Origin of the sequence: Streptomyces sp. NBC_00122 (genome assembly GCF_045160845.1) — a bacterium.
In the GTDB taxonomy this organism is placed as follows: Bacteria; Actinomycetota; Actinomycetes; order Streptomycetales; family Streptomycetaceae; genus Streptomyces.
In genome coordinates this window covers 2,723,669-2,745,220 of the sequence record NZ_CP108191.1, presented here as the reverse complement: position 1 = coordinate 2,745,220, position 21,552 = coordinate 2,723,669, and the positions used below count along the sequence as shown (strand labels likewise).

Below are 21,552 nucleotides of genomic sequence, written 5' to 3'. Positions count from 1 at the left end.
GAAAGGTGACATGTCATGGTGCTCACGCCACAGGAGCGCACGCAGGCGGCCGAGGAGGCCGTCCGGCGGCTGAGGGAATCCCTGGCCGGGGTAGGGGTGCTGTTCCCGTCCCTGGGTGTGGAGCGGGTCTCGGCGGCCGGTACGTACGGGCTGCCGCTGGTCGACCTGGGCCGCTGCAACCTGGACACCGCGCTCCGGCTGGCCGCCGTACTCCACGAGCGGGCCAACCCGTGACCGGGGCGTCGCGCGGCCGGCGTCATGCGATGGCCGCCCGCCTGGAAGAGGCGCTGTCACGCGCCCTGGTGGACCTGGACGAGGCACTTCTCGCCGAGGCGGCGGAAATCCTGGGCACGACCAGTAAGCGGGCGACGATCAACGGCGTGCTGGCGGAGTTCGTGGCGGCCCGGCGGCGGCACGCCGAGGGGGCCGCGCCGGTGCCCGGGGCGCCATCGGGCTGAAGGCCCGGCCGCCGCAGGGATGCGTGGTCGAGGACTTCGGCGGGTACTTCGGGCTGCGCTGCGAGCGGCCGGGGGCGCGGCTGTTGGATGCCGTCGCCGAAGCCCGCCGGGAGATCCGGGCCGAGCACGGGTTGTTCATCACCGGCCTCGGCATCGAGAAGCTGGAGGCGCGTGCGGTCGGCGTTCAGGTCGTGGTGATGAGCTCGCCGTCGTGGTGGGGGCCGCCTACGCAGGTATACAGGCCGGTGGTGGCGTCGTACTCCACGGTTCCCTTGTCCTTCACGCAGTCCGGTCCGGTGACGGTCGGCACGGCCGCCTGCGCAACGGGAACTGCGGCACCGAGAACGGCCAGTGCGAGGGCGGCGGTGAAGGCGAGAAGTCGGGTACGCATGTGGGCTCCTGCGGGGATGAGCGGCACCAACACGTCAACACCAGCTTCCCCCTGAGACGTGTCGGGTGCACCCTGGCGCGGGGGTGTTCATGGGGCCCGCGCTCCAGAGGCGCCTCCCGCGGACAAGCGGCAGGCTGGTGTCATGGCGAACACGCGTGTGGTGACCGTGGGAGCGCCGGATGACCTCGGCTTGCGGAAAGTTCTGATCGACGGCAGGTCGGTGGGCAGGGTCTGGTCCGACAAGGAACTCAAGGAACTCCTGAGTCGTGAGGGTGTGGCAGACGGACACCCCATCCATTGGCTCGGTGAGGACGGCACTGTCTGGCCGGACCAAGCGTGGCTACGGCGATCCACCGGCTTCTGCGTGGTCGCCGGCCTCCTCGTGACCGCATTTCCGCTGTTCCAGATCGGAATAGCGGACAGTGGTGATGCCCTGACCTACGGCGGACGCATCGCGGGATTGACCATTCTTGTCGTGGCCGTGGTGGAGCTGATCGCCGCCGCGGCTGCTGTCGACTTCTGGGAAACGCGGCGATGGCGTTACTCGGGGGTGGTCGTTCTGGTCGGAGTCGTGATCGCCTTCCTCTGTAGCATGTCCGTTCTTCTGCTGCAGATCGGTGAACGCTTCACCGGCTACACCCTGATCGGGATGGCCCTCGCCGTCTGGTCTTCGGTGGCCCTGTTCGAACTGGTCAGATACCGGGCATGGAAGGGTCTCCGCATTCCCAGGAAGATTGCGATCGGAGTGATCGTTTCTACCCTTCTGGCCGCCGCCAACCTGGCGTATTCGCAGGTCTATGTTCCCTATGTGACGACCCCGCTGATACAGAGTGGGGCGGAGTTCAAGGAGGCGAACATAGAAAAGGATGGGGCGCCGATGTATGTGACGGTCCATCTGTACGTGAAGAACGCCGGACAGGTGCCCGTCTACGTCCTCGCCAGCATCTATTGGATCCATGGCGCGCCTGCGAGTCCCCCGGACGTGAAGATGGCCGACTATGACTTGATCTACGATGGCGAGTTCGTTCAGCCGGGCCTCGCGCTGAATCCGGGGGAAGAGGTGGCGCAGGATGCGGTCGTTGAGATAAAGGATCCGGTGGGGCGCGGTTATGAAGCCATCAGGGCCCAGGCCGAGGTGTACGTGATCAGGAAAGACAGAATGATGATGACCAGTGATTACGAGCGCTCCAAGGTGGAGGGTCGGAGGCTCGAAGCGAAACACGAGAAAGGGGATCCGCCCCATGCGAAATACAGGTACCGGGCCGAGATCTCGAACAGCAGTGAAATCTTGAACGTGACCCGCGGTCGGCAGCGCGTAACCGTGTGGAAGGTTGCCGGCGGCGAGTGGCCGCACATCAATGTGGATGTGTCACCACCGGGTGAACGGATATCCTTCGATCCCAACCGGCCCTACGCGAACGAAAAGGCCATCGAGCGGTACGGCCTCACGCAGGTGCGTGGCACCACGGCGGAGACGCCCTACAAGGAGCTCCTGGAGAAGGCCCGCTCCACCGGGAAGGCGGCGGGCCCGGCCGAGTAGCCCGGTTTACACCGGGGCGTCGGTGCGCAGGCGGGCGTGGAGGTGCTCGTCGTGCCAGCCGTCCGCGTGGAGGAGGGCGCCGCGCATGGTGCCCTCCAGCGGGAAGCCGGCCTTCGTCGCGATGGCGCAGGAGGCCGGGTTGGCCACCGAGTGGGTGATGCGCAGCCGGTGCAGGCCGAGGTCGTCGAAGGCCCAGCGGCTGACGCGGTCCGTGGCCCGGACCATGACCCCGGCGCCGCGCCCGGCGGGCAGCAGCCAGTACACGATTTCGCCGCTGCCGCCGCGCAGATCGAGGTCGGCCACGCCGATGAGCCCGACGGCCGGGCCGCCCGCGGCGGGGGCGACGGCCCAGACCGCGGCCTCTTCGGCCTGCCAGCGCCCGTGCCAGCGGGCGATGCGGTCCTCGGCCCCGGCCAGGGTGAGGGAGTCCGGGCGGTTCCAGTGCCGGATCTCCGGGTCGAGGCAGGACTCGACCAGCGCGGGGGCGTCGTACGGGGCCCAGGGACGCAGCAGCATCCCGCCGGGGAGCGGGAGCTGCGGCTGCGGCACGGCGCTCATCCGCCCGGCGGGGACCACATCGGGTATCAAGTCGGTCATGGAGTGATCATGTCCGGTGCCGTGGCCGCCGCGCGGAAGCGGGCGAGCAGGACGCGGGATTCCGGGGCCGCGGGGTCGAAGAACTGCTTGGCCAGCGGGGGCGGGACGGCCGGGCCGTGGAGCCGTACCTCGTGGCAGCCGAAGCAGAACTGCGCCTCGAACAGCGCGAGCACGAGATCGCTGTCGTACGCGCGGACCGCCCATCCGGGGTGGTAGCCGCAGCGGTGCTGTTCGCTGCCCGGCAGCGAGACGATCAGGTCCAGGGCCGATGCGGCCTCCTCGGCCGTCCACAGGGCGACGGAGTCACCCGTGAACGGATCGGCGGGACGCACCGGTTCCGTGGTGAGGCGTACGACCTCGATCAGCGCGGCGGCGGACACGGATTCGGCGGGGAGCTGCATGGCAGCATCATCGCCGCTCCCCGCCCGAAGGGCACGGGTCAGGTCAGGGCGGGTTCCTTCGGGGGGTCGGACACCGCATCCGGGGAGGGTTCGGGAGCGGTGTTCAGGTCGGTCAGCATCTGGCGGGTGAAGCCGAAGAAGTACGTGGCGACGAAGCCCACCAGGTAGCCGACGGCCAGGCCGCCCGCGTAGATGGCGATGGTCGCGCCCATGCCCGACCTGCCGTCCAGCAGCGGGAACAGGGCCCAGCCCGAGGGGCCGATGGCGGTGGAGCCGAAGGTGATGCCCAGCTGGCTGAAGAGGCCGATGAAGGCTCCGCCGGCCGCGCCGCCGACGCAGGCGGTGACGAAGGGGCGGCCGAGCGGCAGGGAGACGCCGTAGATCAGGGGTTCGCCGATGCCCAGGAAGCCGGCCGGGAGAGCGGACTTGATGGTCGTACGGAGGGAACGGTTGCGCGGGAGGCGGTAGTAGACCGCGATGGCCGCGCCGACCTGGCCCGCGCCCGCCATGGCGAGGATGGGCAGCAGGACCGTGTAGCCGGACTGTTCGATGAGCGTGGTGTGGATGGGGATCAGGGCCTGGTGCAGGCCCAGCATGACGAGGGGCAGGAACAGTCCGCCCAGGACCAGGCCCGCGAAGGCGCCGCCGGTGGCGAGCAGCCGGTCGGCGAAGGTGCCGATGGCGGCGGAGGCCTCACCGGCGAGGAACATGAGGCCGAAGATCGTGGCCAGGCCGGAGACCAGGACGGTGAGGGTCGGGGTGACGAGGACGTCCAGGGCCTCGGGGACCCACCTGCGGCACCACTTCTCCACGTGCACGGCGAGCACGGCGGCCGCCAGCGCGCCGAGGACGCCGCCCTGGCCGGGGGAGAGCTGCTGCCCGAAGGCCTCGATCCTGGTGATGCCCGGGAAGACGATGATCGCGGCGACCGCGCCGCCCAGGACGGGCGTACCGCCGAACTCCTTGGCCGTGTTGTAGCCGACGAAGACCGCGATCAGCGACATGAAGCCGGAGGCGATGGCGGCGAGTGCCGGGACGACGGCGGGCAGCCAGCCCGTGTTCGTCAGCACGCCGTTCAGGCCCGCGATGATGCCGCAGCCGATCAGGGCCGGGATCAGCGGGACGAAGATGTTGGCGATGCGGCGCAGGAACAGCTTGAAGGGGGTGGCGTTGCGCGCCTTGCGGGCTTCCTTGAGCGCCGCGCCCCGGGCGGCGAGTTCGTCCGCCGTGACCGAGTGCGGCGCGGCCCGGCGGCCCTCCTCGACCAGTGCCTCGAACTCCGGGGTGACGCGTGCGACGGCGCCCGGGCCCAGCACGATCTGGTAGGTGTCGTCCTCGACCACGCCCAGGACCGCGGGCAGGGCCTTCAGGGCCTCGTCCCGGACCAGTGAGCGGTCGCGCAGGGTGATGCGCAGGCGGGTCATGCAGTGCGCGATCGAGGTGATGTTGTCCGGGCCGCCGACCAGAGGAAGGATCGCGGCGGCTGTGGCGCGGTTCTTGTCAGTGGACATGGTGGGGTTCGCCTTGCCGTAGGTGGGGGAGGTCAGCGGGTCCGGGCGTGGGCGTGCGAAGGGGCGAGGGCGAGGGCCGCTCGCAGGTGGCCCTGCGAGGTGGCGAGGAGTTCGGCGGCGGCCGGGCCGTCGACGCCGCCGAGGATGACGAGGACGGCGTGCTTGACCTCGCCGTCGGTGGCGGTGAGCGCGGCCTCGATCTCGGCGTCGGGCGCGCCGGTGGCCAGGGCCACGATGCGGCGGGCGCGGGCGCGCAGCTTCTCGTTCGAGGAGCGCATGTCGACCATCAGGTTTCCGTAGGTCTTGCCCAGGCGGATCATGGTGATGGTCGAGATGAGGTTGAGGACCAGCTTCTGCGCGGTACCGGCCTTCAAGCGGGTCGACCCGGTGAGCAGTTCGGGGCCGACGACGACCTCGATGCCGTGGTCGGCGGCCGCGGCGAGCGCGGAGCCGGCGTTGCAGGAGAGGCCGACGGTGAGTGCGCCGCGCGTACGGGCGAACTCGACGGCGCCGATCGCGTACGGGGTGCGGCCGGAGGCGGAGATGCCGATGACGCTGTCGTCGGAGGAGAGGTCCAGCGCGGTGAGGTCCTGCGCCGCCAGCTCCTTGGAGTCCTCGGCGCCCTCGACGGCCGCGACCATGGCGGAGGGGCCGCCCGCGATGAGGCCGACGACGTCCGCCGGGTCGGTGTTGAAGGTGGGCGGGCACTCGCTGGCGTCCAGGACGCCCATCCGGCCGGCCGTACCGGCGCCCGCGTAGACCAGGCGCCCGCCGCGTGCCATGCGCGCCGCGATCGCGTCGACGGCGGCGGCGATCAGCGGCAGCTGCGCGGCGACGGCGGCAGGGACGGTGGCGTCCTCGGCGTTCATGGTGCGGGCGATGTCGAGGGTGGACAGCCGGTCGATCTCGGCCAGTTCGGGCCGGAACGCCTCGGTGGTGAGCGTCTCCAGCTGGGCGCGGAGTTCGGCGTACGCGGTCATGGGCGCGGCTCCTGGCGGTTCGGCGGGCGGTCCGGCGGGTGTTCAGCGGGTGGTGCGGTGGCGGTGGGCGAGTGCTTCGTACGAGGCGGCGAGCGCGGGCGCGGCCCGCTCGTACGTCTGCTGCGCGACGGCGACGAACAGGCAGTCCACGACGAGGAGCTGGCTGGTCCGGCTGGACATGGCGGCCGGGCGCAGCTGGGTCTCGCGGGCGGCGGACGTGGCCAGGACGTGGTCGGCGTAGTGGGTGACGGCGGAACCGGGGCGGGCGGTGAGGGCGATCGTGGCGGCGCCGTGCTCGAACGCGACGCGCAGCGGCTCGATGACGTCGCCCGTCGACCCGGAGTGGGTGACGGCGACGGCCACGTCGCCGGGACGCAGCTGGACGGCGTTGGTGACCGCGAGGTGGGGGTCGCTGTGGGCGTGCGCGATCAGGCCGATGCGCAGCAGCTTCTGGGCGAGGTCCTGGCCGACGAGCGCGGACGCGCCGATGCCGTAGATGTCGACGCGGCGGGCGGTCGCGAGGGCGGTGACGGCGGCGGCCAGCTGGGTCAGGTCGAGCGCGGCGGCGGTGTCGGCGAGGGTCTGCGCCTCCTCGTGGGCCAGTTTGGCGACGACGTCGGCGAGGGAGTCGTCGACGGCTATGTCGACGGTGACGGCGGGAGCGGACCCGGACTCCTGCTGGGCGGCGAGCGCGGCCAGGGCGAGGCGCAGGTCGCGGTAGCCGGGGTAGCCGAGCACGCGGGCGGTGCGGACGACGGTGGCCTCACTGGTGCCGGTGTGCTCGGCGAGGGCGGAGACGGTGAGCCGGGCGCAGCCCGCGGGGTCGGCGGCGACGGCTTCGGCGACGGCCAGCACGGACCGGGTCATCGAGGGGGCGAGGCCGCGCACGCGCGCCCGGAGGGAGGAGGCTGGCGGGGCCGACTGTGAGGCCTTCGCGACACAGGTTGTGGGGCGGGTGAAAACTTCCTTCGCGTTCTCGCTCACATGTGAAAGTTATTTTCACCAGGAGTGGGCGTCAAGCCGCCACGAGGCGTCTGCGTACGGGGGGCGGTCACTCGTTCGGATGGGGCGTCGGGGTTCCGGGTAGGGGAGCGGACTTCGGCTCTAGGTTGGCGACATGACGGAATTGGCGGAGGTGGGAGAGGTCCGGCGCGTCCGGTACACCTTTCGGCTTCGCTTGTCGTCTGCCGCCGGTGCGGCCTTGTTGGGTGAGTGGGACCGGTGCCGGTGGGTGTGGAACCAATGCGTTAGCGCGTCCCGGGCGGCACACAAGGCCAGGGAGAAGTGCGAGCCTTCCGGTCTCGACAAGGCGCTGACCGGCTGGCGCGGTGAGCGTGACTGGCTGCGTGAGGGCGCGTCGGTGCCGCAGCAGCAGGTCGTCCGTGACTTCGCCACGTCCCGCGCGAAAGCGTTGAAGGACATCAAGGCGCGCATGCCGGTTCGGCAGCGTGCGGGCATGCCCCGGTTCAAGAAGAAGGCTGTCGCGGATCCGACACTCAACTACACGAAGCGTGGTTTCCGGTTGAAGGACGGCCGTCTGCACCTGGCGGGCGGCATATCGCTGACGGTGGTGTGGTCGCGGGATCTGCCCGCCGACCCGTCCAGCGTGCGCGTCTACCGGGACAGCCTCGGCCACTGGTACGCGTCCTTCGTCGTAGAGGTCGGGGCACAGCCGCTTCCCGCCTCTGGCGCGTCGATCGGAATCGACTGGGGTGTGAGGGAGACCGCAACCACCACGAGCGATGCCCACGATCTCCCACACGCGCGGCACGGGAGGAAGGCGGCCGGAAAGCTGGCCGGGTATCAGCGGATGATGGCTCGCCGGAAGCCGAAGCGGGGGCAGGCCGCCTCAAGGGGATACCGGACAGCGAAGCGGCAGGCCGCGAAGGCGCACAAGAAGATCGCCCGGCAGCGCCAGGACACCGCCCGCAAGTGGGCCAAGCGCGTGGTGACGGACTTCGATCGGATCGCGGTGGAGGACTTCCGCCCGAAGTTCCTCGCGAAGTCGACCATGGCCCGTAAAGCAGCTGACGCGGCGATCTCCGCCGCCAAGCACGAACTGATCAACATGGCGCGCAAGCACGGCCGGGACCTGCGGCTCGTGCACCCGGCGCACACCACCATGGACTGCGGACGGTGCGGAGCGAGAGCCAAGCACGCACTGCCGCTGTCGGAACGTACCTACACGTGCACCGCGTGCGGAGCCGTCTCACCTCGGGACAAGAACTCCGCACGCGTCATGTCCCCCAGCTACCGCTGGGAGGTGCCCCCACGTCCGGGCTGGTCTCGACCCGGCTACCGCTGATCGTGGAAGACCCGACGGACCGCCGGTCCGCCAGGCAGCGTGAGGTAGAAATTCTGTTCGGGTATGGACAGGAAGTGTCAAAATGGGCCCATGGACCACGCGACCCCCCTGGAACAGGCGCTGCACGTCGCACGTGCACTTGTTCTCGCCGATCTCGCCGCCGGTGAGGTCGCCGATGCCGATGTCGTCTCCCTCGTCGAGGACTCGGTCACGCACCGCCGGTGGTGGGTGGAGCAGTGGCCGGAGGGGGTCGACTACCTGGCCGGACTCGTCGCCCAGGACGTGCAGGACGCGTTGCTGGAGAAGTACGGGCGCTGGCCGCTCTGTCCCGTCTGCGCGCACGGTGACCCGCACGCGCTGGACGTGGAGCCGGAACTGGGACCCGACCCGCACTGGGTGTGCTCGGAAGCGGGCGTGAGAGTGGCGGCGGTGGGCGGCCTCGGCCCGGTCTTCCACCGGTGACCGTCTACATCGACCCGCCGACCTGGCCGGGCCACGGCCGCATGTGGTCGCACCTGGTCAGCGACGTCTCGTACGAGGAGCTGCACGCCTTCGCGGCGGCCATCGGCTGCCCGCCGCGGGCGTTCGAGCGGGACCACTACGACGTGCCCTCGTACCGGTACGCGGACGCGGTGCGGGCGGGCGCGGTGGAGATCGGCAGCAAGGAATTGGTCCGCCGCCTCACGGCGGCGGGCCTGCGCCGCCCGAAGGGCCGGGCACAGGCCTAGCTAGAGCCCTTCGGTCGCTGCGGCCGGGGTGGCCACGGCGGCCGGGGCGGATGCCGAGGACGCGATCACGCGGGTGGCGGTGGGCCGCGTGCGGCGGTCCAGGCGCAGCGCGATCGCGGTGAGGGCGATGGCGGTGACCGTCATCGCCGCGCCCGCCCACGCGGTGGCGGCGAAGCCGAGGTCCGCGTCGATCACGGTGCCGCCGAGCCACGGGCCGCCGGTGTTGCCGAGGTTGAAGGCGGCCGTGGTGGTGGCTCCGGCCAGGGTCGGGGCGGCGCCGGCCACGTTGAACATGCGGGCGTTGAGCGCGGGGGCGGTGAAGAAGGCCGAGACGCCGAGCAGGAACGAGAGGGCGACCGCCGCGGCCTGCGCCGACGCGAGGAGGGCGAGCGCCGTCAGGAAGACGGTCGAGGCGGTGATGCCCCAGATCATCACGCCGAACAGGTGCGCGTCGGCGACCCTGCCGCCGATGGTGGTGCCGATCAGCGCGCCGACGCCGAAGAGGCCGAGGATCCACGGGACCCAGCCGGACTCCAGCCCCGCCACTTCGGTGAGCAGCGGTGACAGGTAGCTGAAGGCGCAGAAGACGCCGCCCGCGGCCAGAGCCGTGATGCCGATGGAGAGCCGCACCTGGCGGTCGCGGTAGATGCGCAGCTCCCGCCCGACCGAGGGCTTCTCGGCGGGCAGCGGGATCTTCGGGATCAGCGCCAGGATGCCGGCGAGGGCGATCGCGGAGGCCGCGCCGACCGACCAGAACGCGGAGCGCCAGCCCAGGTGCTCGCCGAGGAAGGCGCCCGCGGGCACGCCGAGGACGTTCGCGATGGACAGGCCGCCGATCATGACGGCCATCGCGCGGGCCCGCTGGTCCTTGTCGACCATGGCGATGGCCACGGCCGCACCGACGGCCCAGAAGCCGGCGCAGGCGAGGGCGGAGACCACGCGGGAGGCGAAGAGGAGCTCGTACGTGGGGGCCAGCGCGCCCGCGACCTGCCCGAGGCCGAAGAGGCTGATGAGGGAGATGAGGGTGGTGCGGCGCGGGAGGCGCAGGGTGGCCACGGCCAGCAGCGGCGCCCCGACGACCATGCCGATCGCGAAGGCGGATATGAGCAGGCCCGCCTGCGGGATCGTGACGCCCATGTCCTCGGCGATGGGTGGCAGCAGCCCGGAGAGCATGAACTCGCTGGTGCCGAGCGCGAACACGGACAGGCCGAGGACGTAGACGGCGACGGGCATGCGGGGGCGTGCGGAGGCTGCGGGCATGACTCTCACCAACTGCGGCGAACATGATCGAATTCCCGCGACCTGACAGACTCGGGGGCCCGATTCACGGACCTGATGTACGGACCCGCCTGACCTCCCGACCTGCCCGGCCTACGCCGGATCGGCGAGCTCCGCGGCGAGGTTGGCGCGGGCCGGGGCCTCCCAGTGCGCGGTGCCGTACGGCGTGCGGAAGAGCCTCGGCAGGGCGAGCAGCTGCCGGAGCACGGCGGCACGGCCGGCGCGGAAGGCGTCGTCCGGGACGAAGCCGTACTCGGCGCGCACGGCGGCCGCGTACGCCGCGTACGCCTCGGGGGCTCCGGCCAGGACGGCCAGGTCCGCGTCGCAGAGCACCTCGCCGTTGCTGTCACCGGGGGCGGGGTCGTGGGTGACGGTGAGCCGGACCAGCCGGGCCACCTCGCCGGTGCGGTCGGCGTCGATGCCCAGCTCGGGCAGGGCCCGTTCGGCCATGACGGCGCTGCGCTCCTCGTTCTCGGAGCGGTCGGGGCGGTACACGGCGTCGTGGAACCAGGCGGCGAGCTCGACGGCGGCGGGGTCGGCCGCGTACGGCGCCAGTACGTCTGTCCGTGCCAGTACGTCGGCCAGGTGCGCGGTGGTGTGGTACCGGCGCTGCGGCTCCGCCCAGGCGGCGAGGAGGCGGTCGGCGTAGGGAGCGGGGTCGCCGCTCGCCCCGGCGGCGACGGCGGTCGCGTGCCAGCGGGCGCGGAGAGCGGTGGTGTCGGTGCGCGGGGTACTGGTGTCCATGCGCACATTGTGGGGGTGGCGTGATGGTGCTGGTGGAGCGAGGGCGGAGGCCCGTACTCTTAATATTGGACTAGACCTATTTTGGCGTACTGGACGAAGGACGGCATCGAATGAGCAACCGTGCACTCCTGGAGGTGATCGCCCTCGACGTGGAGGACGCGGTCGCGGCCCAGGCTGGTGGGGCGGACCGACTGGAGCTGGTCACCGACATGGCCGCCGACGGGCTCACCCCGCCGCGCGAGACCTTCGCGGCGATCAGAGCGGCGGTCGACATCCCGCTGCGCGTGATGCTCCGCCTGTCGGACGGCTTCGCCGCCGCTGACGTCTCCAAGCTGGTCCGGGCGGCGCGGGAGCTGCGGGCGGAGGGGGCGCAGGAGTTCGTACTCGGCTTCCTGAACCCGGACGGGAGCCCGGACCTCGCGGCGGTCGAGGCGCTGGTGGCGGAGCTCGACGGGTGCCGCTGGACCTTCCACCGGGCGATCGACCGCGCGGCGGACCGCGACGGCCTGCGCAAGGCACTGGCCGATCTGCCCGGTCTGGACACCTACCTGACGGCGGGCTCGGCGGCCGGCGTCGACGAGGGCCTGGCGGTGCTCCGCGCGGAGGCGGCGCGGAGCGGCGAGCCGGGGTACGGGGCGCGGATCCTGGTCGGCGGCGGCCTGACCCTCTCGCACCTGCCGGTGCTGCGCGCCGCGGGCATCGACGGGTTCCACATCGGCGGCGCGGCCCGTCCCTCCGGGTGGGGGCGGCCGGTGTCGGCGGCGGCCGTCGCCGAGTGGCGGGCCGCCCTGGCCTGACCGGCCGCTCCGGCGGCCTCGGATCAGGACAGGGCCGCCGGCAGGGGGGCCGAGTGGAGGGCCGTCAGGCCCGAGACGGCGCGGGTGAGGCAGACGTACAGGCGGCGCAGGCCCGTGCGCTCGTCCGGCTCGCCGTCCACGATCGCCGCGGGCTCGTCCAGGACCACGTAGTCGTACTCCAGACCCTTGGCCAGCGAGGCCGGCACCAGCGTCAGCCGGGCCGCCGCCGTCGTCTCCTCGCCCGGCGACAGGTACGGCAGGCCGGCCTCCAACAGGGCATCGGCCAGCACCGGGATCCGGGCGTCCGCCGCGATCAGGCCGATCGAGCCCTCGTGGGCGAGGGAGGCACGGCACGCCGAGACCACCGACGCCGTCAGGTCCGCCGTCGGCGTGACGACCAGCGAGCCCGGCGTCTCGCGGACCGAGGAGACCGGGGCCAGGCCCGGGGAGATCGACGGCAGCAGGCGGGAGGCGTACGCGATCACCTCGCGCGGCACGCGGAAGCCCGCCGTCAGCTCCTCCAGCACCGCCTGCGGCTTCCCGAGGTGGGTCAGCGCCTCGTCCCAGCTGCGCGTGGCCCACGGGGTGGTGCCCTGCGCGAGGTCGCCGAGTACCGTCGCCGAACCCGTCGTGCAGCGCCGCCCCACCGCCCGGTACTGCATCGGCGACAGGTCCTGCGCCTCGTCGAGGACCACATGACCGAGGGAGTGCGTGCGCTCGACGAGGTCGGCCGCCTCGTCGATCAGGACCAGGTCCGCCGCCGACCACTTCGCCGACTTCACGGTCCGCGGCGGCTTCGCCCACAGCAGGAGCTTCTGCTCGTCCGCCGTGAGGACGTCCCGTGCGTGCAGCGCGAGGAAATCCGGGTCCGACAGCAGGCGGAGCACCAGCTTCGCCGGTTCGACCGGGGGCCAGATCTCCTTCACCGCCGCCTTCACCGCCGGATTGCGGGCCACCGCGTCCTGCACGCGGTCGTCCGGCGCCTCGCCCGCCTGCTCCATCCGTACGAGAACCGCGTGCGCGATCCGCTGCGGCAGCGCGTCGCGGGCCGCGCCGTAGCGGATGTCGCGGTCCTGGAGCTCCTGCACCATCTCCGCGAGCTCGTACGAGGGCACCCGCCAGCGGCGCGAACCGCGGACCACCATCAGCGCCTCGGCAGGCTGCGTGACATGTGATTCGAGCGCGCGGCGCAGTACCTGCGCCATCCGGGCGTCGCCCTTGACCACTGCGGTCTCGGCCGCGTCCGTGCCGCGTACCTCCAGGCCGCCCTGCGCCACCAGGTCGTCGACGGTGGCCTGCTTGACCTCCAGCTCGCCCAGTGCGGGCAGGACCTGCTCGATGTACTGCAGGAAGGACCGGTTCGGCCCGATGACCAGGGTGCCCGTACGGGCGAGCCGGTCGCGGTGCGCGTACAGCAGGTACGCCACCCGGTGCAGGCCGACCGCCGTCTTCCCGGTGCCGGGGCCGCCCTGCACGCAGACGGAGCCGGACAGGCCGGAACGGACGATCTCGTCCTGCTCGGGCTGGATCGTCGCGACGATGTCCCGCATGGGACCGACGCGCGGGCGCTCGATCTCCTGCTGGAGCAGCTTGCTGACCGCGGCCCCCTCGGCCGGGTCCGACAGGTGCTCGTCCTCGTACGCCGTCAGCTCGCCGCCCGTGTAGCCGAAGCGGCGGCGCAGCGCGATGTCCTGCGGGTCGGTCTTGGAGGCGCGGTAGAACGGCTGGGAGACGGGCGCGCGCCAGTCGATCACCATCGGGTCGCCGTCGGCGTCGTGGACGTGGCGGCGGCCGATGTAGAACTGCTCGCCCTCCGCGCCCTCGGCGAGCTCCGCGCCCGGGGCGTGCAGGTAGTTCAGGCGGCCGAAGAAGAGGGGGGTGTGGGCCAGGTCGGCGAGGGCCTTGATCCGGTCGTCGATCTGGGCCTGGAGGACGATCGCGTTGACCCAGTTCGCGGTGACGTCGCGGATGTCGAGGGCCTCGACGTCGGCGCGCATGGCGCGCAGCGCGGCGCGGGAGGCGGTGAGGTGGGCCCGCTCGCGCGCGAGCGGGCCGATGTCGGATTCGGGGGCGTGCGCGGGCACGGGACTGCCTCCAGCTGCTGGTACGGAACAGATGGCCCGCCGGTTACCGACCGGCGGGCGGCTCTCCCCGACGAGGCGGCGGGAGGCGGCAAGAGCGGAGATTCTAGCCACGGGGCCCGATCCGCGCGAACGGATTACGGGGGACGGAAGTCCCCTTCCCGCGGGACCGCTGTCCGGGTGGCGGGGCCGCAAGCGTCAGACCTGCGGCATAGCCACTAGGGGGCGGCATGGGCCGGGAGGAGGAGGCGGGGCGCCCGGGGATTACGCCCCGGGAGCGATGTGCCGGGCGGCGCGGAAGCGCACCATGGACACATGAGCACCGCAACCTTCACCCCGATCCGGGGCGGCCGCCCTAGCGGCGCCACCGCCACCTCCGACTCCCATCCGCGCTTCGGCTTCGGCAGCGTGCTGCGGGCGGCGAAGGTCTTCGCGGAGGCCACCGTCCGCGTCGTCGTCCTGGGCGAGTACGCCGAGGACGCGGGCGTCGTCCGCCGCTGACCCGTCGCCGCCCGCCGCCCGCCGCCGGCGTCCCGTGCGGGCCGGCTGCTGGGGCTCCGCCCCAGACCCCGCGCCTCAATCTCCCCCAGCTACCGCTGGGAGGTGCCCCCAGGCGGGGCTGGATTTGGCTGATGCCGTCTGCCTGGCGGGCGTGGGTCCCGGGCAGAGCCCCCAGCAGGGGCGGGAGGCTTCCCTCCGGAGGCTAGTCCGTTGCCAGCAGGTCGTCGGCGTCCATGATGCGGTAGGCGTAGCCCTGCTCGGCCAGGAAGCGCTGGCGGTGCGCCGCGAAGTCCTGGTCGATGGTGTCGCGCGCGACGACCGAGTAGAACCGCGCCTCGTGGCCGTCCGCCTTGGGCCGCAGCACACGGCCCAGACGCTGGGCCTCCTCCTGGCGCGAGCCGAAGGTGCCGGACACCTGGATGGCGACCGTCGCCTCGGGCAGGTCGATCGAGAAGTTCGCGACCTTCGACACGACCAGCACGCTGATCTCGCCCTCGCGGAAGGCGTCGAAGAGCTTCTCGCGCTGCGCGTTGGACGTCTCGCCCTTGATGACGGGCGCGTCCAGGTGCTCGCCGAGCTCGTCGAGCTGGTCGATGTACTGCCCGATGACCAGCGTCTGCTCGCCCTGGTGCTTGGCGACCAGCGCCTCGGTGACCTTCCGCTTCGTCGCCGTCGTCGCGCAGAAGCGGTACTTCTCCTCCGTCTCGGCGGTCGCGTACGCGAGGCGCTCCGACTCGGTCAGATTGACCCGGACCTCGACGCAGTCGGCGGGCGCGATGTAGCCCTGCGCCTCGATCTCCTTCCACGGCGCGTCGAACCGCTTCGGCCCGATGAGGGAGAAGACATCCGACTCGCGGCCGTCCTCCCGTACGAGGGTGGCCGTCAGGCCGAGGCGCCGACGGGCCTGGAGGTCCGCGGTGAACTTGAAGACCGGCGCGGGCAGCAGGTGCACCTCGTCATAGACGATCAGGCCCCAGTCCCGGGAGTCGAAGAGCTCCAGGTGCGGGTAGACGCCCTTCCGCTTCGTCGTCAGGACCTGGTACGTGGCGATCGTGACGGGGCGGATCTCCTTCCTCGTACCGCTGTACTCGCCGATCTCGTCCTCCGTCAGCGAGGTCCGCTTGACCAGCTCGTGCTTCCACTGGCGGGCCGAGACGGTGTTCGTGACCAGGATCAGCGTCGTCGCCTTGGCCTTCGCCATCGCCCCGGCGCCGACCAGCGTCTTGCCCGCGCCGCAGGGCAGCACGACCACACCGGAGCCGCCGTGCCAGAAACCCTCGACGGCCTGCTGCTGGTACGGGCGCAGCGCCCAGCCGTCCTCGGCCAGGTCGATCGGGTGCGCCTCGCCGTCGACGTACCCGGCGAGGTCCTCGGCCGGCCAGCCCAGCTTGAGCAGCGTCTGCTTGATCTGCCCGCGCTCGGAGGGGTGCACGGCCACGGTGTCGGGGTCGAGCCGCGCCCCGACGAGCGGGGCGATCTTCTTGGACCGCAGGATCTCCTCCAGCACCGGCCGGTCGGTGCTGGTCAGGACCAGCCCGTGCACGGGGTGCTTGGAGAGGGTGAGCCGGCCGTAGCGGGCCATGGTCTCGGCGACGTCGACGAGCAGCGCGTGCGGGACGGGGTAGCGCGAGAACTCGACGAGCGCGTCGACGACCTGCTCGGCGTCGTGCCCGGCGGCCCGGGCGTTCCACAGGCCGAGGGGGGTGATCCGGTACGTGTGGATGTGCTCGGGAGCCCGCTCCAGCTCGGCGAAGGGAGCGATGGCGCGCCGCGCGGCTCCGGCGAGCTCGTGGTCGACCTCGAGAAGGAGTGTTTTGTCGCTCTGGACGATAAGTGGACCATTCACGCGCGCGCCCCGTTTCACTCAGGTCAAACCTCCATGGTGCCGTACGCCCCAGGCAGCTGGGAACCTGGCGCTCGGGTCCGGCTCAGCGGGTTCGGTCCGTTGGTGAGCTCGCGCGGTCGTTCACCCGTTCGTGTGGGTCGTACGGGTTCCCGGGAGAGAACTGGATGACGACCCTAGGTTCGCGGGAACTGCCTGCCGACCCGTCGAGCGTCTGCGTACCGCGACGGCCTCGGGCACTGGTACGCCTCCTTCGTCGTCCCTGTCGCAGCGCAGCCGCTCCCCGAGACCGGCCGGAGCATCGGCATCGACTGGGGTGTGAAGGAGACAGCGACCACCACCAGCGATGACCATGATCTCCCGCACGCCCAGCACGGAAGGAAAGCCGCAGGGAAGCTGGCGGGGTATCAGCGGATGATGGCCCGCCGGAAGCCGAAGCGCGGGCAGGCCGCGTCGAAGGGCTACCGCAAGGCGAAGCGGCGGGCGGCGAAGATCCACAAGAAGATCGCCCGGCAGCGCCAGGATGCTGCCCGCAAGTGGGCCAAGCGTGTGGTGACGGATTTCGATCACCTTGCGGTGGAGGATTTCCGCCCGCGGTTCCTCGCCAAGTCCACCATGGCCCGTAAAGCAGCTGACGCGGCGATCTCCGCCACCAAGCACGAGCTGATCAACATGGCGCGCAAGCACGGCCGGGACCTGCGGCTCGTGCGCCCGGCGCACACCACCACGGACTGCGGCCGGTGCGGAGCGAGAGCCAAGCACGCACTTCCGCTGTCGGAACGTACCTATACCTGCACCGCGTGCGGAGCTGTCTCGACTCGGGACAAGAACTCTGCACGCGTCATGCTCGTCCGGGCTGGTCTCGACCCGGCTGGTGCTGATCGCGGAAGACCTGACAGCCCGCAGGGCAGCCAGGCTGCGTGAGCCAGGAATCTCCCCGATCACGTGGGGAGAGGAGTCAATCCAGTCTGCCCCATCGCCGCGCGGGCCGGGAGGTTCTGTGTGCGTGGGGTGGTTGACGGGGCGGCAGGTGGGTGGGTTCGCTGGGGGAATGTGTGATCTTCGCATTGAGGCTGTGGGTGACGACGCCACGTCGCGGGACTGGCGGTACGTGCACAATCTGATCATTCCGACGGATCCGCTCTCCCCCGACGACGTGCGGGAGCGGGCCGGGCGCAACGTGCTGGAGGTCGCGTACCTCGGTGACGAGGTGGTGGGGTGCACGACCGTGCGGCCGCCCCGGGACGGGGAGCCGGTGGGCACCGTCATCGCGCGGGTGCTGCCCGGCCACCGGGGGAGGGGATACGGCGGGCTGCTCTACGCGCGCGGGCTGGCCCGGGCGCGGGAGCTGGGGGCCGAGCGGATCCAGACCGTGGTCCTGGAGTCCAGCCCGGAGGGGCTGCGGTTCGCCCTCGCGCACGGCTTCGAGGAGGTCGAGCGGTACGTGCTGCCGGGCGACACCGTGCCGTACATCGACCTGGAGCTGCGCGAACTAGCCTGATCCCAGGCCGCGCAGGAGCAGTGCGAGGCCGCCGTGAACTCCCGGTCCTGGCTGAGGGACCGGGCGCCGCGGGCGGCCTCGGTCAGGTACGGGTACTCGTCCGCCGGGAGTCCGGCGATCGCGGCGGTGCCCGCGCCGGAGAGGGCGCCGAGGTGTTCCTGCTGGATCGCGCCGCCGGGTGCTGGCCGCCGGCTACGGGGAGCACGCGGACGACCAGTGGCCCGTGGAAAAGCTGCTGACGCTGGCGGAGCGGGCGCGTACGGTCCGGGCATGAGTGGTGATCAGCAGACTTTCGTACCGGCCGACTTCGAGGTGCCGCGCGCTCTCACCGAAGACGCCTTCCGGCTGGAGCCGCTCGGGGAGCAGCACAACGTGCGGGATCTCGCCGCCTGGACCGGGAGCATCGAGCACATCAGGGCCACGCCCGGGTTCGTGGGGCGTGGCTGGCCGCCGGTGGAGGGGATGTCCGCCGAGGCGAACGGGGGCGATCTGGCCCGGCACGCGCGGGACTTCGCCGAGCGGCGCGGGTTCACCTACACGGTCCTGGAAGGGGACGACGAGGTCATCGGCTGCCTGTACATGTACCCGGGCAAGGACGATCCGGACAGCGTCCAGGTCAGCTCCTGGGTGCGCGCCGACCGGGCCCACCTCGACCTCCCGCTGTACGAGGCCGTGAGCCGCTGGCTGCGCGAGGCGTGGCCCTTCGAGCACGGGCGGATCGACTACGCGCCCAGGTGAGGCAACGGGCCCGCGGCGTACGGGGTTTCCACGGGCAGCAGCGCCTGTGCAGTCGCCCCGTCCCCGGAGCGGAGCAGGCCGTGGATCTCCCGGGCCAGCGGGGTGACGTCCCTGATGGCGACCGTCCACTCGTCGGCGTAGGCCCGCGAGGCGGGCCCGGACAGGCCCAGCTGGAGCGAGCGGTACGGCAGCGTGTTCAGGTGGAGGTCGCGCTCCGGGTCCCACTGGACGCGGGCCGACGTCGCGCGCAGCGACTGCTGCCAGGCGCCGCGGTCCGCGTGCACACCCGGCTCGTAGTGGGACAGGCAGGCCTCGCGCAGCGCCCGGTCGAAGCCCTCACGGGTGATGTCGATCGCCAGCACCGTCTCCTGGTCGGCCTTGGCTGCCCAGCCGCAGCGGTACATCATCCACAGGAACGACGGCTTGATCCACGTCATCCGCTCCCGCTTCCAGGCGGGCGGGAAGCGGCCGCCGCGGGCCGCCGGTACCCCCAGGGACGGGGAGTACGCCTGGTAGACGGTGACGGTGGCGGCGGTGTGGGCGGCGCGGATCTGGCGGTTCGGTACTCCGAACGACACGGCGTTGGACATACGGACCAGGGTGCGGGGTCCGGACCCCGCCCGGCCAGCGCTTTTGGACGAGGTCCTGCGCGCCGGACCCGGCCTCGCGCGTCAGACGTGGTCCTCCGCCAGCTCGGCGACCCCCGTGATCCGGTGCAGCGCGTACGTCCGTACCTCGTCCGCCGTGTGGTCGTAGCCGGTGACGAAGCCGCCCTCCACCCGCACCGGGGCGATGACCCGCTGGCTCGCCGCCCCGTCCGCGTTCACGTACCCGATCCACACGGCCGACCCGGTCAGCGCGGCCGCCTGCACCGTCGCCAGGGTCTCCGCCGCGCTCGTGCGCGGCAGTTCGCCCGGCACGGCCGCGGAGGCCACCGGCTCCTTGCGCACGGCCGTCGCCGCCAGGTCGCCCGCGCGGATCGCCCGTACGGCCGCCCGCAGCAGCGTCTCGTCCGGCACCGGCGGGCCGTCCGGCACCGGTACGGGAGCCGAGCGGGCCGGCGTGCGGTGGGCGTCGGCCCGCGCCACCAGCACGTCGCCGGTACGGGACTCCGCGGCCGGCGCGTACCCCATGGCCCGCAACCCCTCCAGCAGGGACGTGGGTTCGGCCTGCGCGGCCAGCACCGTCGGCGCGAGGCGGCGCAGCCCCAGCCCCGCCGACCGCTTGTCGGCCAGGATCTCGCCCAGCATCGCGTCGTCGTCGCAGCGCACGTACGAGGACGCCGAACCGACCCGCAGGTGCCCGTGCCGCCGGGCGACGTCGTCGATCAGGTAGGCCAGCGGCTGCGGGACCGGCGTGCGGCTGTGTTCCTTGAGGAAGGCGTGCAGGTCGGCGGCGGCGTGCCCGGCGTCCAGGGCGCGCCGCACCGACCCGGGCGTGAAGCGGTACACCGTGGCCCCGCCCTTGGACTCCACGTCCGCGAGCAGCGCCATCGTGTCGCCGAGCGGGCGGCGCAGCGGGCCGGGGGCCACCGCCGTCAGGTCGGCCTGCAGTAGTACGTGGTCCACCGGCTCCGGCAGCAGCGGGCTCAGCAGCGGCGCCGGGTCGCGCCGCTCCAGCAGGGCGCGGCCGAAGCCGCTGAGCGCGCCCCGGCCGCTGACGCCGAGGATCTCCGCCTCGGTCAGCGTCCAGTGCGCGAGGCGGGCCCGCAGGTCGCCGGTGCCGCGTACGGGACGCTCCCACGCGAGCCGGTCCAGCAGGGCGTCCGGGTCGGGGGAGGCGCCCTCGGGCAGGGCGGCCAGGAGCTCCAGGGCGCGTCGGCGCACCTCGGGGGCGGCGGAGCGGTCGAGTTCGGGGCCGAGCACCGACAGGGTGCGTCCCTTGCTGTCCTGTTCGCCGACCAGGCCGGCGGTGCGGGTGGCCGGCAGCCAGGCCGCCGCGAGCGCCGACCACCGCTCGGCGGGCGGCAGTTCGACCCAGTCGTCGAAGGCGGGGGTGGGCGCGTACCGCTCGTCCGCCTCCCCGTCACTGGCCAGCAGGCCGGCCGCGTAGGCGAGTTCGATCCAGAACGCCGCCGCGGACTCGGTGGTGTCCAGGGCGGCCGCGGCCCGCTTGAGGTCCCGTACGGCGAGCCCGCCCGCGCGCAGCACCAGCGGACCGGCGTGCTCCCAGGACTTCACCAGCTCCTCGACGGTGGACAGCGCGCCCAGCGCCTGCCCGGCGGCGTTCGCGTCCACAAGCTGTGGACGGTGCTCGCGGTGCGCGGGAACGGGCGGGGCCACCGGCGAGGTGTCCCGGTGCGCGAGCCCGCCGCGCAGGTGCAGCGCCACCTCGCGGGGCAGGACCACGGTGCGTGCGGTGGCGGGGAGCAGCAGCCCGTGGTCGCGCAGCCAGCGCACCGGCGCGGCCGGGTTCGGGGTGACCTCCCCGTACGGCGGCCCCCACACGAGCCGCCCGAGCACCTGGTGGGCCTCCGCGGGGGCCCGGTCCAGCAGGGCCGACATCCGCTCCGGGTCGGTGAACAGCCCGGTCAGCGCCGACACCGCGGACACCGGGTCGTGGGTGGCGGGCAGTCCGACGGCCGCCACGATCTCCTGGATCCGGGTCGGCGACATCCCGGCCGTGGCCTCGGCGACGGTGGGGCCGAGGCCGGTCGGGGAGGGCCGCTGGGGCGACGGCGCGAGCAGTTCGCGGGCGGTGCGCACCAGGCGCAGCCGGTCGTCGTCGCCCCACACCAGGGCCTGGTCGCGCAGGGTGGCCATGGCCCGGGGGAGCGCCGCGCGGGCCCCGTTGTCCTCGCCGGTGGTGCCCTCCTCGCCGGTCAGCAGCGATTCCAGCACCGGGTACGGGCAGGGGTCCGGGGCGACCGCCAGTGCCTCGGCGGTCTGCAGCGCGAACCGGTCCAGGCGTTCCAGCGCCCGTACCACCGAGGCCCGGGTGCCGGCGCGGGTGGCCAGCTGGGTCACGTCGCCGGGCACCGGGCCGAGCAGGTCCGGGCGGGCGTGCAGCAGGGCGGCGAGCGCCGAGTCGTCGCGGGCGCGAAGCGCCTCGGCGAGGGAGCGCGGGGCGCCGCTTCCGCCGGATCCTCCCGCAGTGCTTTCCTCGGGCACAGTCGCCTCCTGGTCGCGTCGGCCGGTCAGTCGGCCGGTCCCCATCCG

General features: G+C 72.4%; 22 protein-coding genes and 1 pseudogene. 11 read left to right on the top strand and 12 right to left on the bottom strand.

Translation table 11 applies throughout. The features are described from left to right. The first annotated feature begins 15 nt into the window (after nt 1-15). Together OG737_RS12850 and OG737_RS12845 are read left to right on the top strand one after the other, a co-directional pair. Entirely contained in the window at nt 16-234 is a 219-nt protein-coding gene (locus OG737_RS12850) for a hypothetical protein (protein ID WP_405921532.1), read from the top strand. A 29-nt stretch (nt 235-263) separates the two neighbouring features. Then, nucleotides 264-458 (top strand): type II toxin-antitoxin system VapB family antitoxin, encoded by a 195-nt coding sequence (locus OG737_RS12845; RefSeq protein ID WP_328926330.1) that lies wholly within the window; start codon nt 264-266, stop codon nt 456-458. Nucleotides 459-642: 184 nt separating this feature from the next. Here OG737_RS12845 and OG737_RS12840 read toward each other — a convergent pair whose 3' ends face one another. Next, nucleotides 643-849 (bottom strand): hypothetical protein, encoded by a 207-nt coding sequence (locus OG737_RS12840; RefSeq protein ID WP_328926329.1) that lies wholly within the window; start codon nt 847-849, stop codon nt 643-645. Nucleotides 850-991: 142 nt separating this feature from the next. Here OG737_RS12840 and OG737_RS12835 point away from each other — a divergent pair, with 142 nt between their 5' ends. Further along, the gene (locus OG737_RS12835; protein WP_328926328.1) at nt 992-2,389 is read left to right on the top strand and encodes a hypothetical protein; all 1,398 of its coding nucleotides are present in this window, start codon (nt 992-994) and stop codon (nt 2,387-2,389) included. A 6-nt stretch (nt 2,390-2,395) separates the two neighbouring features. Here OG737_RS12835 and OG737_RS12830 read toward each other — a convergent pair whose 3' ends face one another. Genes OG737_RS12830 through OG737_RS12810 form a run of 5 tightly spaced genes read right to left on the bottom strand, consistent with a single transcriptional unit; the run spans nt 2,396 to nt 6,862 of the window. Continuing rightward, nucleotides 2,396-2,986, bottom strand: a complete 591-nt coding sequence (locus tag OG737_RS12830; RefSeq protein ID WP_328926327.1) for a GNAT family N-acetyltransferase — start codon at nt 2,984-2,986, stop codon at nt 2,396-2,398. After that, nucleotides 2,983-3,387: a hypothetical protein gene (locus tag OG737_RS12825; protein ID WP_328926326.1), complete on the bottom strand. Its 405-nt coding sequence runs from the start codon at nt 3,385-3,387 to the stop codon at nt 2,983-2,985. The genes OG737_RS12830 and OG737_RS12825 overlap by 4 nt, the downstream gene beginning before the upstream one ends. A gap of 38 nt (nt 3,388-3,425) precedes the next feature. Beyond that, nucleotides 3,426-4,898: a PTS transporter subunit EIIC gene (locus tag OG737_RS12820; protein ID WP_328926325.1), complete on the bottom strand. Its 1,473-nt coding sequence runs from the start codon at nt 4,896-4,898 to the stop codon at nt 3,426-3,428. Between the two features lie 32 nt (nt 4,899-4,930). Then, nucleotides 4,931-5,878 (bottom strand): N-acetylmuramic acid 6-phosphate etherase, encoded by a 948-nt coding sequence (gene murQ / locus OG737_RS12815; RefSeq protein WP_328926324.1) that lies wholly within the window; start codon nt 5,876-5,878, stop codon nt 4,931-4,933. Nucleotides 5,879-5,920: 42 nt separating this feature from the next. After that, entirely contained in the window at nt 5,921-6,862 is a 942-nt protein-coding gene (locus tag OG737_RS12810; RefSeq protein WP_405679646.1) for a MurR/RpiR family transcriptional regulator, read from the bottom strand. Nucleotides 6,863-6,995: 133 nt separating this feature from the next. Between OG737_RS12810 and OG737_RS12805 the strand changes: the two are divergent. From OG737_RS12805 to OG737_RS12795, 3 genes and pseudogenes are all read left to right on the top strand, one after another. Beyond that, nucleotides 6,996-8,226: pseudogene (locus OG737_RS12805) on the top strand (RNA-guided endonuclease InsQ/TnpB family protein). A 47-nt stretch (nt 8,227-8,273) separates the two neighbouring features. Then, nucleotides 8,274-8,645 carry a hypothetical protein gene (locus tag OG737_RS12800; RefSeq protein WP_405679648.1) on the top strand — a complete coding sequence of 124 codons (372 nt, stop codon included), beginning with the start codon at nt 8,274-8,276 and terminating at the stop codon, nt 8,643-8,645. Next, on the top strand, nt 8,642-8,911 hold the full coding sequence (locus OG737_RS12795) for a DUF4031 domain-containing protein (RefSeq protein ID WP_328926322.1): 270 nt from the start codon (nt 8,642-8,644) through the stop codon (nt 8,909-8,911). The genes OG737_RS12800 and OG737_RS12795 overlap by 4 nt, the downstream gene beginning before the upstream one ends. Here OG737_RS12795 and OG737_RS12790 read toward each other — a convergent pair whose 3' ends face one another. Continuing rightward, nucleotides 8,912-10,144, bottom strand: a complete 1,233-nt coding sequence (locus OG737_RS12790) for a Cmx/CmrA family chloramphenicol efflux MFS transporter (RefSeq protein WP_328930321.1) — start codon at nt 10,142-10,144, stop codon at nt 8,912-8,914. It abuts the gene before it with no gap. 138 nt (nt 10,145-10,282) lie between these two features. Beyond that, the gene (locus OG737_RS12785) at nt 10,283-10,933 is read right to left on the bottom strand and encodes a hypothetical protein (protein WP_328926321.1); all 651 of its coding nucleotides are present in this window, start codon (nt 10,931-10,933) and stop codon (nt 10,283-10,285) included. Between the two features lie 110 nt (nt 10,934-11,043). On the opposite strand from OG737_RS12785, the gene OG737_RS12780 reads away from it, so the two are divergent. Continuing rightward, entirely contained in the window at nt 11,044-11,730 is a 687-nt protein-coding gene (locus OG737_RS12780) for a copper homeostasis protein CutC (RefSeq protein WP_328926320.1), read from the top strand. A 23-nt stretch (nt 11,731-11,753) separates the two neighbouring features. Here OG737_RS12780 and OG737_RS12775 read toward each other — a convergent pair whose 3' ends face one another. Beyond that, nucleotides 11,754-13,814, bottom strand: a complete 2,061-nt coding sequence (locus OG737_RS12775) for an AAA family ATPase (protein ID WP_328926319.1) — start codon at nt 13,812-13,814, stop codon at nt 11,754-11,756. A 312-nt stretch (nt 13,815-14,126) separates the two neighbouring features. Between OG737_RS12775 and OG737_RS12770 the strand changes: the two genes are divergently transcribed. Further along, nucleotides 14,127-14,312 (top strand): hypothetical protein, encoded by a 186-nt coding sequence (locus tag OG737_RS12770; protein WP_328926318.1) that lies wholly within the window; start codon nt 14,127-14,129, stop codon nt 14,310-14,312. A 202-nt stretch (nt 14,313-14,514) separates the two neighbouring features. Here the strand turns inward: OG737_RS12770 and OG737_RS12765 are convergent, their stop codons facing one another. Continuing rightward, on the bottom strand, nt 14,515-16,158 hold the full coding sequence (locus OG737_RS12765; protein WP_328926317.1) for a DNA repair helicase XPB: 1,644 nt from the start codon (nt 16,156-16,158) through the stop codon (nt 14,515-14,517). A gap of 192 nt (nt 16,159-16,350) precedes the next feature. Here OG737_RS12765 and OG737_RS12760 point away from each other — a divergent pair, with 192 nt between their 5' ends. The 3 genes from OG737_RS12760 to OG737_RS12750 all read left to right on the top strand — a co-directional run bounded on the left by OG737_RS12760 (nt 16,351) and on the right by OG737_RS12750 (nt 18,394). Continuing rightward, nucleotides 16,351-17,079, top strand: coding sequence for an RNA-guided endonuclease InsQ/TnpB family protein (locus OG737_RS12760; protein ID WP_405681399.1), 729 nt, complete (start codon nt 16,351-16,353; stop codon nt 17,077-17,079). Nucleotides 17,080-17,206: 127 nt separating this feature from the next. After that, nucleotides 17,207-17,656, top strand: coding sequence for a GNAT family N-acetyltransferase (locus tag OG737_RS12755; protein WP_328926316.1), 450 nt, complete (start codon nt 17,207-17,209; stop codon nt 17,654-17,656). 270 nt (nt 17,657-17,926) lie between these two features. Then, nucleotides 17,927-18,394 (top strand): N-acetyltransferase, encoded by a 468-nt coding sequence (locus OG737_RS12750; protein WP_328926315.1) that lies wholly within the window; start codon nt 17,927-17,929, stop codon nt 18,392-18,394. Here the strand turns inward: OG737_RS12750 and OG737_RS12745 are convergent. After that, nucleotides 18,379-18,984 (bottom strand): DUF4291 domain-containing protein, encoded by a 606-nt coding sequence (locus OG737_RS12745; RefSeq protein ID WP_328926314.1) that lies wholly within the window; start codon nt 18,982-18,984, stop codon nt 18,379-18,381. The two genes, OG737_RS12750 and OG737_RS12745, sit on opposite strands and share 16 nt — an antisense overlap. 81 nt (nt 18,985-19,065) lie before the next feature. Next, entirely contained in the window at nt 19,066-21,549 is a 2,484-nt protein-coding gene (locus OG737_RS12740; RefSeq protein WP_328926313.1) for a helicase C-terminal domain-containing protein, read from the bottom strand. Between the last annotated feature and the right edge of the window lie 3 nt (nt 21,550-21,552).